Raw genomic sequence first — 11549 nt, 5'->3', positions numbered from 1 at the left:
TCAATTTTGGCAGCTTTTTTGTATATAAGTAAGGGATTTAGACATTTTAATAAAAGTGAAAAAATTTTATAAAAAATCATGTTAGAAAAGCTAACATCTGTTGACATGAAACATAACATGATATAAAATGAGAATCAAGTTAAGGCGAAGGAGGAACTGAAGTGACACAACATGATCGACGTTCTGCTCCGCTGTTTCCGATAAGTATAGTTATGGATTTAACACAGTTATCTGCGCGTCAGATTCGTTACTATGAAGAACATAAATTGATTTCCCCAACCCGTACAAAAGGAAATCGCAGATTATTTTCATTTAACGACGTAGATAAATTGTTAGAGATTAAAGATTTGTTAGATCAAGGTTTAAACATGGCTGGTATTAAGCAGGTACTACTAATGAAGGAAAATCAATCAGAAGTGATACAAGTAAGAGAAGAAGTGAAGGAAATTTCGAAATCTGAGCTTCGTAAAATTCTTCGAGATGAACTGCAACATACAGGCAGATTTAATCGAACATCTTTACGACAAGGTGATATTTCAAGGTTTTTTCATTGATGATTGATAATTTTGAGAATGTTTAGAGGGACTAAGGAGGAATTTTAAATGGCAAAGTACACAAAAGAAGATATTTTCCACTTGGCGAAAGAAGAGAATGTAAAGTATATCCGTCTACAATTTACGGATCTTTTAGGAAGTATTAAAAACGTAGAAATTCCAGTTAGTCAGTTAACAAAAGCTCTAGATAACAAAATGATGTTTGACGGATCTTCTATTGAAGGATTTGTTCGCATTGAAGAATCCGACATGTACTTATATCCAGACCTAGATACATGGGTAATTTTCCCATGGACTGCTGAAAAAGGGAAAGTAGCACGACTAATTTGTGACATTTATAATCCAGACGGAACACCGTTTGATGGTGATCCGCGTAATAATTTAAAACGTATTTTGAAAGAAATGGAAGAACTAGGCTTTACTGATTTCAACCTTGGACCAGAACCGGAGTTCTTCTTATTTAAAGTTGATGAAAAAGGAAATCCAACATTAGAATTAAATGATAATGGCGGATACTTTGACCTTGCACCGATGGATTTAGGAGAAAACTGTCGTCGTGACATCGTTCTTGAATTGGAAGAAATGGGCTTTGAAATCGAGGCATCTCACCATGAAGTTGCACCTGGACAACACGAAATTGACTTCAAATATGCAAATGCAGTTAAAGCATGTGACGATATTCAAACATTTAAACTTGTTGTAAAAACAATCGCGCGTAAACACGGCTTACATGCAACATTTATGCCAAAACCACTATTTGGTGTAAATGGTTCTGGTATGCACTGTAACTTATCACTATTCAAAAATGGTGAGAACGTATTCTACGATCAAAATGGTGATTTACAATTAAGTGATGATGCTCGCTATTTCATCGCAGGTATTTTAAAACATGCATCAAGTTTTACAGCGGTAACCAATCCAACTGTAAACTCTTATAAGCGTTTAGTGCCTGGATATGAAGCGCCTTGTTACGTAGCATGGTCTGCACAAAACCGTAGCCCATTAATCCGTATCCCTGCATCTCGCGGTGTAAGTACACGCGTAGAAGTACGTAGCGTTGATCCAGCTGCAAACCCATATTTAGCAATGGCTGTATTACTAGCAGCAGGTCTTGACGGAATTAAAAATAAACTTGCGGTACCACCTGCAGTAGATCGCAATATTTATGTAATGACTCCAGAAGAACGTGAAAAAGCAGGTATTATTGATTTACCAGCTACATTAGCACAAGCGCTAAATGAACTAAAATCAAACGAAATCATTTGCGGTGCATTAGGAGAACACTTACTTGAGCACTTTATCGAAGCGAAAGAAATCGAGTGGGATATGTTCAGAACGCAAGTTCACCAATGGGAACGCGATCAATATATGACTCTTTACTAAGAGTTGGAAGCCTTGATACTACAGGTATCGGGGCTTTTTTTCTTTCGGGCAACTTATTGAGAAATTGTTTATTTCATCAACTGCCCGATAACTGCCCGGGTTTATTTTAAAAAAATTATTCAAGGACATTTCTCATATGTTCCTCGAATTTATTTATTGCTTCCTTATCTAGCTTTTTACTGATGTGTGAATAAACATCAGATGTAATTTGCATACCACCATGACCAAGACGTTCTTGTAAATACTTCATGCTAACGCCAGCTTCAAGTTGTAATACTGCATGTGTGTGGCGTAATGAGTGTATTGGTAAAGTAGGTAGATTAGCTTTCTTTAAAATTCTAGAAAATGAATTAAAAAGACTTGATTTTGGCATATAGTTATCATCATTTCTACAAAAAACTAAATTTAGCTCAAAGTGATAACTATCATTTAAGGCAAGCTTGTTTTGATTCTGGTATTTCTGATGAAAATGTAGATCATTCGCAAGACCCTGACTAATTGTAATAATTCGTTTTGAATTATAATTTTTTGTATCTCCAAACATCATTTCAGGATTATTTGCTGCGACTTTAAAATCTAGCGATTTATTAATATTGATAGTTCTTTCCTTTAAATCAATATCGGTCTATTGTAGAGCGGCAGCTTCACCTTTACGCATTCCTGTCTCAATTAATGTTTTATAAAATATCCAGTAAATATAATCATATTTATAGGCTTTTCGCAAGAAACCAGAAATGTATTCTGATTCTATAAACTGTATATTTGACTCTTTCTTTTTAATTTTTATTTCTACGCCAATACAGGGGTTCTTTGGGATTTTTTCTAAAATTATCGCTTTTTCCATGGCGTTATACATAGTTCCATGAACAATTTCAATAGTTCGTCTACTGTAATCTTTTTCAGTTAAATAATTTATAAACTTTTGGTATAGAACAGGCTTAACATCTTTTAAAAGGATGTTTTTAAAATAAGGAATAATGTGGTTTTTAACACTATATTGATGTAGTGAAAATGTATTCTTTGCCACAGTTCCTTTTTTATATTCATTTAACCATGTTTCAAGGTATGACTTTAAAGATTCGTCAGTGGGATTAGTACCATCGCGTAATTGTCTTTCTATTTCTTCAGCTGCTATTTTTGCTTCTGCTTTGCTAGTAAATCCTTTTTTAGATTTTTCTCTAGTTTTTCTAGTAAGAGGATCCTGATAATAGATGCGATATTCCCAATAGTCTTTGTTAGACCCTTTCTTTTTGTATTTATGGAAACTAGCCATAAGTCAGCTCCTTTCTTTTGTTTAAAAAGAGTAGACCGTCGCCTACTCTTTGATGCTAAATTTCTAGCGCTAGAAATTTAAAGATCTCTTGTAAATCTTACTGCTTTTCCAATAATTCGCGCAGGAGTACTTGCTGTAATGATTAAAGGTTCATATGAAGGGTTGTCAGGCATTAACATTATGACACCCCCTTGTTTCTTTACCCTTTTTAAAGTTGCTTCAGTATCTCCATTAACTTGAACTGCAGCTATTTCTCCATTTTCTACATCATCTTGTTTTCTAATTAAAACAAAAGATCCATTAGGTATAGTAGGTTCCATCGAATTACCTTTAGCTTCTAGGTAATATACTTCACCTCGTGGTAAAATATCTGGCATTTCATAACGGTATCCTTCAAAGTTTTCTTCTGCACATATAGGTAACCCACAAGCTATTTTTCCTAAAATAGGTACTTTTACTGGATGAATAGGAGCTTCATATATATTTGAAGGTTTATCTTCAGTTAAGTCAGATCTATTGATCTTGAAATAATCAGCTAACATTTGTATTTTATCAGGCCTTGGATATGTTTTAGCCTTAAACCAATTAGAAACTGTTGTTTCTGGTAAGTCTAATTCTTTGGCTATATCTGATTGGAAAACACCTTTTTTACTTGCTTGTTTTTTTAAGTTGTTTGCCATGATATCTTTCATTTGTTGTTGGCTACTCATTGATATCACCTCGCTTTCTAATAACATTTTACCGTTTAAAGGTAGTATATTGAGTGTAGAAATTACGAAAAGAGGTAATTATATGTTTCAGATAACATTAAAAGCGGCTAGAGTTAATGCTGAATTAAGACAGGAAGAAGCTGCGAAATTACGAACAAGGTATTACAGCTATTCCGGGTCACGTTTTGAAGAAAGCATCTATAGTATACAAAATACCATCTGATTATATTCGATTACCTATTATTAATGATGGGAAGTATGATGATGATTTTTTTTTGACTAAAACTACCGTTTAAAGGTAGTTTGTGACAAGGAGAATCCTCACTTTTTTGAAAAGAAAATGGCGGATTTTCTTGGTGAGAAAGAAGGTGAAAATATGCTTAACATTCAACTTGATAACAAAATTATCGAACAGCGCTTTGTTGAAGAGTTAAGAAAACGACTTGATCAAATTGAGCGGAGAAAAATTCTATGGGATATGAAAGAGCTTTGTAAGCAAACAAGTATGAGTGAAAACACCATCAAAGAGAAGTTCTTCTATGACGAACGTTTTCCAAAATACAAAATAGGTGGAAAATGGTACTTTCCGGCAGTAGAAACAGAAAACTTTTTACTTATGTGGATAAAGGAACAAGCTGTCCATTGATGGATAAATGAGTACTTCATTTTTTTTAGCTTTTAAATGTCGAAAAATGACGTCGTTATTTTTCGAAAAAACTAGAAAGAAGGTGAAAAACATGAATGGAGTTTTGTCGGCAAGCAAGTTAATGACAGCAGCAGAAGTGAGACAAAAGTGTGCTGAGGTTCGAAATAGTCCGGCACAAATGTTTATAAATGAGAAAAGAGCAAAACAAAAATTACGTGAAATGAACCGTAAGGTTTCGAATTGAGGGGAGGTGAGTTAATTGGAGTATCATGTTCCGGAAGTAAACAAAGAAAGATATGTGCATATCTCGATTGCAAGTTATGAAATTAAAAATCCAACATCTTTTGATATCAGGGATTTAAAAGGAAAAGGAAAGAGTCATTTAACACTGGCCTTAGTGTTTGATAGTAATGACTACTCCCCAGATAAATTCACACAGTTTTTGATTACATTTAATAAATTTATTGATGAATTTATTAAAAAAAGCCAATAGGTATCTAATTATTTTAATCCAAACTTCTGTTTTAAATAACTAGTTGCTAATGATGACATTATGGAAATTGATGCGCTTGACAATGAGCCTACAGCTTTTTTAGTTTTTGACCATATTTCATTGTCACGAATAGTATCTAAAAATTGGTGACCATCCCATGATATAGAAGAAACTGACAAATGAATCAATTCATCACTAGCATACTTATAGTTTCCGTTTAAATAGTTAGCTTCAAGTAGCTTTAAAAAACTATAGTAAGTGTCATCAAACCCGTGTTTTGAAACGGTATTTAAACTATTGAAATGTGGTAATAAAAAATGTTCATTGATAGTAAGTTTTTCTTCTAATTCAAGAAGAAGATCTCTTATACAATCGTGATTTAGTTTCATTGGTTAAACCTCCTTTCAAGGAATATTATACCAAAATAATAGATTTTTGGATATTTCTATAAAACTAGACAAGCACTGTGCTTGTCGTTATGACCAGAAAGGGTTGTTACCCCATCCCCTTAAAACGATTCTTCTTTCTGGTTGTAACGATGCGTACAGCATCAATTTAAATAGAAAAGGGGTGTGATTCATGACACATAAATACGAGCGTCTTCATGATCTTGTTCTTCTAGGAGACTTTTCGTTTGCAAATGAACTTCATGATTGCATGAATACATGCATTTACAACATGTTTAATGCAAAATCAGCAGAAGAATCAAATCGCTGGGAAGAAGAACTGGATCGATGCATGAAAGAATTTAAAATGCTTCGTGATGCAAAAGAAGAACATGAGGTATCTAAAAGCCATCGTGTGGTGATTAAGGGGCTCCAAGCGAATGGAGTTAATGCTTCTTTAGTGAAGCGAAGGAAATAAAAAATCTATCGCTTTGCCGAGCGATAGATTAAGTGCTTTTCAAAATTAAGTTAGGGTAATTATACCAAATTAAGCGCTGAATAACAATGGAGGGTGTTGCATGCTTTTAGACAAGAAAATACATAGAGTGTTGCTGAATCCTAAGATATTTCAGCAATCGACATCAAAGCAACATCTCATTCATTTAGTGCAGCAGTATCTTGTAAAAGGATATAAGAATTATCGCTTATTACGTATAGAAGATGGATTTGCGATATGTAAACAGGAGGATGAATAACATGGCAGTTTATAGACAAGTACAAGTTTCATTTTGGCAGGATGCAAAGGTTATTGAAGAGATGACTCCGGAAGATAAATTGTTTAATCTGTATCTTCTTACAAACCCACGTACTACACAAATTGGTGTGTACCAAATTACGAAAAAGCAAATGGCTTTCGATTTAGGATACTCCATGGAAAGTATTAATTCACTCTTAGATCGTTTTGAAAAGCACCATAAATTAGTTAAGTATAATCCAGAAACACGAGAATTAGCGATTATCAACTGGGGAAAATACAACCTTAATAGAGGTGGTAAACCGATTGAGGATTGTATCCGTAAAGAATTAGATGGAGTATCAGATGTTAGTCTGGTCGGCTTAGTTGCACAAAAAGTTAAAAACGATAAAATTTGTTCCATTTTCGAAGAATTTCTTGTTGCTAACGATACGTCCGACGATACGTCAACGACAGGTGGGCAAGAAGAAGAAAAAGAAGAAGAAAAAGAAAAAGAACAACAACAAGAAGAACGCGCGAGCGCGGAAGAAGTTGTTGAAGTTAATCCGATTTCTTTTTACGAACAAAATTTTGGATTCATTACATCATTTATCGCAGAGGGTATTCATGCTTGGATAGATGATTTAAATGCAGAGCTTGTTGTTAAAGCAATGGAAATCGCTTTAGAAAAAAATACTAGAAACATGTCTTACGTAAATACAATTTTACGAGATTGGCACCTTAAAGGTCTTAAGACAGCAGCTGATATTGAGGCGGCCGATAAAGCATTTCGCGCTAAGAAAACAGCACAAGTGAAGCAACAACCAACTTATCAACAAAAAGGTTTATCTGAATCAACTCAGCAAGTATTGCAGCAGCAAGAGTCTTGGCAACAAAATGCACCTACTGATGAAGAACTCGCAGCGCTTAACAAACAGAACGGATGGATGATGCAATGAGTAACGAGATCATTCGCAATATAGAAGCCGAACAAAGTGTTTTAGGTAGTATCCTTCTTGAAGGTGATTTAATTAAAGATTGTCAGTTAAGAGAAAAACAATTATCACATCCAGCACATCAAATTGTTTTTAGGGCTATGAAGGAATTAGATGATGCTGAGAGCCCGATAGATCTTGTGTCGTTAATTGCTAAATTTGATGAAACATTTATCCACCAAATTGGCGGTGTAGAGTTTTTTGTTAATTTAACTGATGTAGTTTCAACAACAAAGAATTTCTCTTATCACGAAGGTCTAGTTATCGAAGCTTGGAGGATGAGGCATGCTCAAGAAGTAGTTGTCAATTTATATAACAATCTTAAAAATGACAAGGATATTAGCGCGATTAGCAACACAATAGATGAGTTGAATGCTATTGAAGAGACAGGATATGCAGGTGAATTTGATTTAAGAGGAACTCTTGTAGAGCTATATCAAAAAATGCAGGTTGATATTGGAGATTTAACAGGCATAAATACTGGTTACAACGACTTGAATAGAATGACATCAGGATTACAGGAAGGAGATTTAATCATTGTCGGTGGACGTCCATCGATGGGGAAAACCGCATTTGTGTTAAACATCGCGTATAATGCAGCAAGTTCAGATACAGCGACAGGAATATTTTCACTAGAGATGGGAGAAGAGCAATTGCTTAAGCGTATAATCTCGAGCGCTGGAAACGTTGATGCAACAAAAATGAAGAACCCTAAAAAACTATGTAACATCAAGGACTGGGAAAAGATTAGTCAAGCGATGGGATTAATTAATAACCTGCCGCTAGAAATATATGATAAGCCAAATGTAACAATGCAAGAAATTTATGCAAAGACAAGAAAATTAAAACGTAAATATCCAAATGAAAAGGTATTAATAGCAATCGATTATCTACAACTTATCGTTGGTGATCCAAAGCATAAGGGAAACCGTATGCAAGAAATTGGTGAGATTAGCCGCAAGTTGAAATTGATGGCCAGAGAATTAAAAGTTTGTGTAATTGCTTTATCACAGTTAAGTCGTGCGGTTGAAAATAGACAAGATAAGCGGCCGTTGTTATCTGATTTACGTGAGACTGGACAAATTGAGCAAGACGCTGATTTGATTGCATTCTTGTATCGTGAAGATTATTACGATGCAGAAACAGCGAATAAAAATGTGACTGAAATTATCCTAGCTAAACAGAGAAACGGCCCCGTAGGCGTTGTAGAACTGGCTTTTATTAAAGAGTTTAGTAAGTTTATTAATCTTGAACGTAGATTTGATAACGAATCTAGGCAGGAGGCTTAGTGGTGTTGTGATGATGAGAAGGGAAAAGGGTGAGACACATGCCAAAGCAGTTAACAATCTTTGATGTTGAGCCAGTGTCTGAATTTAATATTAAGCGAGCTAAAATGCAATATTCAAACTCTCAAGTACGTTATACAGATGTGATGGTTCAAGTTCCTCGTAGAGCTAAAGCGGTTGATGAGTTAAAACAAACAACATCATACGAAGAAAAGTATAAACTGTTTGAGGATTATACAATTGGAATTTGGCGATATAAACGAGCGGAAGATCATCGCTTTGATTGGGAAAAAGCTGAAGAGTTATGTAAGCAAGCAAGGGATAATAAACAACCGATCCCAATACGGCTTTACTTGTCAGTGGAACAATCATTTATTCCAGAAGATGTTGTGCAGTATTTATGAGATTACACAAAATAAAAAAAGCCGAGATTACTCCCGACTAACTTCGACAAAGTAATTATAGCATAAACGGGAGTGGTTTCGGTGGGGATTATTAAAGAAAATATTGCAGAAATGAAAGCTGAAATAGATTTAAAAGAAAACAAGATTTATGTAGTGAAAGATGGACAAATACATGAGATAAATCCACCAAGCAGTGGACACGGTGAACAATCATTTGTATATAAAAATGGAAAAGTAACTCGTATTGGTGAGCGGAAAACACAGTTACTTTGATACCAATTTTGAATTTTATTAAGGAATGGGGAAAATAAGATGAAAAAGTTTGTGTGTACGGTAACTCGTGTAGATAAATTCACTATTGCATTAGATGAAAATAAAATGGATGCAGATTGGTTAGAAAACTTTAAAAATAACTTTTACAACATTGAAGATTTAAAAGGTCATGCAGACATGATTGCTCAGTATAGAGCTAGATTTGGTCATGAGTGTATTGAAGGATATGGCATCCCTTTAGAAAACGGAAAGCCGCCAATTGGAGTTTCTGAAGATGATTGGAGAATCTTTGATGCTATTAATATCCATGTGGTAAGTGAAGATAATGATTGTGAAGTAGAGGTAAAAGAAATTTAAACCAAAGCGTTATTTTAAAATTAAAGAGCGCCCAAGGGAGCGCTCTTCGATCAAGACAATATTGAAAAATACTCGGTAGTATATGTAATCTTTTTAGCTTTGTGAGATTAATCAAAAGTTTTTCGACTTGTTTTTGGATGGTATTACATTTTGTTCTATTTTTTCGTAAAGATTAAGTAATTGTTTGATGAATGTAATTTTCGGTGTTAACCAATACGAAAATAGTGCTGAAATAATTCCTATTAAAGCTCCTGTTATGACATCGAAAGGATAATGAACTCCTACCCAAATACGAGAAATAGCTACGCAGAATGCAAGTATAGGCCATAACCATCTAGCCTTTTTACGAACAAGCCAGAATGAAAAACAAATTGAAAAAAATAGAATCGTATGGTCGCTAGGAAATGAATTATCTACTGCATGATCGACAAGTTTATTAACATTAGGTAAAACTGCAAATGGTTGATAATTCAAGTGCAATTTTCCTGCTAACTTTCCAATAATTTCAGCAGTTACGAAAGCAACCATTGCTTGAATAATCATCATTTTGTTTTTTCTAGATTGAGTAAACCAATAAGCCATAATAATTAAACCTAAAAAATATACCATATACTCCGCTAAAAATACCATTGTTGAGTTTAGGGATGAATATTGTTTCCCTAAATCATTGATAGCTCGAAAAGCATCAATATTTAATTGAGAAAAAGACATTTTTAAATCGCTCCTTATTGTGTGTCTATAACTTTATTATGTGAAAAATTTTTAAACTGAGGCTTAACGGTTTCTTAATTAATTCTTGTTTGTGTATAAGGAAAATTATAGTAAAGAGTTTATAGTGAAAAAATTGATTTTAGTGACATTAGTATTACAAAACTGTAAGGATTAGCTCATTAAAGATTTTTAATAAAATAGTTATTAGATAGAAAAGGGGATGTAGATTATGAGATTCGCAGGAATGGTAGCAAACATGTTCAATGAGGAAGACCGTTACTTTAATGCAATTCAAGGTCCGTTGATTGTAGGAGAAAAGTACGATGTTGGCGTGATTATTAATAAAGTTGTTTTTGGAGCAATTGATGGTGTATTTGTGGAGACGCAAGAGTATTGCGGAAATATTGAAGGAATTCATCTTTTCTCACGATATAGCGTGTCAAAAAGAATGTTTGTCATAACTGAAATGACAACAGGTAAAATTGTTGCTCATTCACTAGTTAGTGCATATAAAGCGTTTCTTAAAGCACAGTATATGTTACGTAAAAATATCGAAAAAGCACACAAGAGTTTGGAACTCCATCAAAAAAGATGCTATGTAAATATTTTAGCTGAAGATATTCCAGAACATTTAAGGGACAAGGTAATCGAAGGGCAAAAAGCTCAAATAGAAAAAAGAAAGCCAGTTCAAGGTTTTTTCGAAGACTATGACGGCCAAATCATTTTGAGCGACGTTAGAAATTTTAAAAGTAAAAAAGAATTCGTTGAACAGGCTGAAAAATATCTATTAGAAAATAAAGGTTGCCGAGAAACTGTTATTAAACCGCATGTAACAGAAATAATTGTCGGAGAAGAAGAGTGGAAACCTGCTGATGATCCTGATTTCGATGGAGAAGAGATTACAGTATATTGTGCAGAAATACATTCTGAAAACTAAACAAAATCCTTATTTTAATAGAAAATGACAGCTGAAATGTCAAAGACGTATCAGCTGTCATTCAAATAGATATTAACATTTATTATTTGGAGTTTCTAATTGGTACTTTTACTCTTATTTTTAGAGGAAATTGTACCGAATATTGCTCCAGATATTGCTCCAACTAAAGTCATAAAAATTGCACTTCCTACTGCAAATGACATAATTAAGCCTCCTAGTAATAAATAGTTACAATTGTATATTTTAACATATATTGGTCTGTTAATATATAGAACAAAACGTCGATGAAACAGGTTAGAAAACTAAACAAAATCGTTATTTGCGCGACACGTTTCCTTATAAATGTGTAAGCATGAAGTAGGAGGGTTATCAACTTGATAACAACAACTGATTGACTGAAAGTAGGAA

Annotated in this window: 16 protein-coding genes and 2 pseudogenes; 14 read left to right on the top strand and 4 right to left on the bottom strand. The window is 34.0% G+C overall.

Annotation, left to right across the window (positions count from 1 at the left end):
• Nucleotides 1–212: 212 nt before the first annotated feature.
• Both Q9306_RS16810 and glnA read left to right on the top strand, forming a co-directional pair.
• A complete protein-coding gene (locus tag Q9306_RS16810; RefSeq protein ID WP_051957390.1) occupies nt 213–554 on the top strand; it encodes a MerR family transcriptional regulator in 342 nt (113 codons plus the stop codon).
• A 48-nt stretch (nt 555–602) separates the two neighbouring features.
• Complete coding sequence (gene glnA, locus Q9306_RS16805; RefSeq protein ID WP_306200555.1) at nt 603–1937, top strand: type I glutamate--ammonia ligase; 1335 nt, start codon at nt 603–605, stop codon at nt 1935–1937.
• Nucleotides 1938–2052: 115 nt separating this feature from the next.
• Here glnA and Q9306_RS16800 read toward each other — a convergent pair.
• Nucleotides 2053–3210, bottom strand: a pseudogene (locus Q9306_RS16800) (site-specific integrase).
• A 77-nt stretch (nt 3211–3287) separates the two neighbouring features.
• The gene (locus tag Q9306_RS16795) at nt 3288–3920 is read right to left on the bottom strand and encodes a LexA family protein (protein ID WP_306200553.1); all 633 of its coding nucleotides are present in this window, start codon (nt 3918–3920) and stop codon (nt 3288–3290) included.
• Between the two features lie 82 nt (nt 3921–4002).
• Here Q9306_RS16795 and Q9306_RS16790 point away from each other — a divergent pair.
• The 4 genes and pseudogenes from Q9306_RS16790 to Q9306_RS16775 all read left to right on the top strand — a co-directional run bounded on the left by Q9306_RS16790 (nt 4003) and on the right by Q9306_RS16775 (nt 5059).
• A pseudogene (locus Q9306_RS16790) lies at nt 4003–4216 on the top strand (helix-turn-helix domain-containing protein).
• A gap of 80 nt (nt 4217–4296) precedes the next feature.
• On the top strand, nt 4297–4566 hold the full coding sequence (locus Q9306_RS16785; protein ID WP_306200551.1) for a hypothetical protein: 270 nt from the start codon (nt 4297–4299) through the stop codon (nt 4564–4566).
• A 91-nt stretch (nt 4567–4657) separates the two neighbouring features.
• A complete protein-coding gene (locus Q9306_RS16780) occupies nt 4658–4810 on the top strand; it encodes a hypothetical protein (RefSeq protein WP_306200549.1) in 153 nt (50 codons plus the stop codon).
• Between the two features lie 15 nt (nt 4811–4825).
• Nucleotides 4826–5059: a hypothetical protein gene (locus tag Q9306_RS16775; protein WP_306200547.1), complete on the top strand. Its 234-nt coding sequence runs from the start codon at nt 4826–4828 to the stop codon at nt 5057–5059.
• Between the two features lie 8 nt (nt 5060–5067).
• On the opposite strand, the gene Q9306_RS16770 is transcribed toward Q9306_RS16775, so the two are convergent.
• A complete protein-coding gene (locus Q9306_RS16770; RefSeq protein WP_306200545.1) occupies nt 5068–5448 on the bottom strand; it encodes a DUF2513 domain-containing protein in 381 nt (126 codons plus the stop codon).
• A 190-nt stretch (nt 5449–5638) separates the two neighbouring features.
• On the opposite strand from Q9306_RS16770, the gene Q9306_RS16765 reads away from it, so the two are divergent.
• The 7 genes from Q9306_RS16765 (at nt 5639) to Q9306_RS16735 (ending at nt 9493) form a co-directional block, all read left to right on the top strand.
• Nucleotides 5639–5923: a hypothetical protein gene (locus Q9306_RS16765; protein WP_306200543.1), complete on the top strand. Its 285-nt coding sequence runs from the start codon at nt 5639–5641 to the stop codon at nt 5921–5923.
• A 100-nt stretch (nt 5924–6023) separates the two neighbouring features.
• Entirely contained in the window at nt 6024–6200 is a 177-nt protein-coding gene (locus Q9306_RS16760) for a hypothetical protein (protein ID WP_306200541.1), read from the top strand.
• A gap of 1 nt (nt 6201) precedes the next feature.
• Nucleotides 6202–7137, top strand: coding sequence for a DnaD domain-containing protein (locus Q9306_RS16755; RefSeq protein WP_306200539.1), 936 nt, complete (start codon nt 6202–6204; stop codon nt 7135–7137).
• Nucleotides 7134–8462, top strand: coding sequence for a replicative DNA helicase (gene dnaB, locus Q9306_RS16750; protein ID WP_306200537.1), 1329 nt, complete (start codon nt 7134–7136; stop codon nt 8460–8462). The genes Q9306_RS16755 and dnaB overlap by 4 nt, the downstream gene beginning before the upstream one ends.
• A gap of 38 nt (nt 8463–8500) precedes the next feature.
• Nucleotides 8501–8863 carry a cell division protein SepF gene (locus Q9306_RS16745; protein WP_306200535.1) on the top strand — a complete coding sequence of 121 codons (363 nt, stop codon included), beginning with the start codon at nt 8501–8503 and terminating at the stop codon, nt 8861–8863.
• An 81-nt stretch (nt 8864–8944) separates the two neighbouring features.
• Complete coding sequence (locus Q9306_RS16740) at nt 8945–9136, top strand: DUF3954 domain-containing protein (protein ID WP_306200533.1); 192 nt, start codon at nt 8945–8947, stop codon at nt 9134–9136.
• A gap of 39 nt (nt 9137–9175) precedes the next feature.
• Nucleotides 9176–9493 carry a hypothetical protein gene (locus Q9306_RS16735; RefSeq protein ID WP_306200531.1) on the top strand — a complete coding sequence of 106 codons (318 nt, stop codon included), beginning with the start codon at nt 9176–9178 and terminating at the stop codon, nt 9491–9493.
• A gap of 111 nt (nt 9494–9604) precedes the next feature.
• Here Q9306_RS16735 and Q9306_RS16730 read toward each other — a convergent pair whose 3' ends face one another.
• Nucleotides 9605–10204, bottom strand: coding sequence for an undecaprenyl-diphosphatase (locus Q9306_RS16730; protein WP_306200529.1), 600 nt, complete (start codon nt 10202–10204; stop codon nt 9605–9607).
• Between the two features lie 229 nt (nt 10205–10433).
• On the opposite strand from Q9306_RS16730, the gene Q9306_RS16725 reads away from it, so the two are divergent.
• Nucleotides 10434–11141 (top strand): hypothetical protein, encoded by a 708-nt coding sequence (locus Q9306_RS16725; RefSeq protein WP_306200527.1) that lies wholly within the window; start codon nt 10434–10436, stop codon nt 11139–11141.
• Nucleotides 11142–11549: the final 408 nt, after the last annotated feature.

Origin of the sequence: Bacillus multifaciens, assembly GCF_030756675.1 — a bacterium.
Classification (GTDB): domain Bacteria; phylum Bacillota; class Bacilli; order Bacillales; family Bacillaceae_G; genus Bacillus_A; species Bacillus_A multifaciens.
Note: the sequence above shows the minus strand (reverse complement) of the source record. Positions and strands in the feature narration are given on the sequence as shown.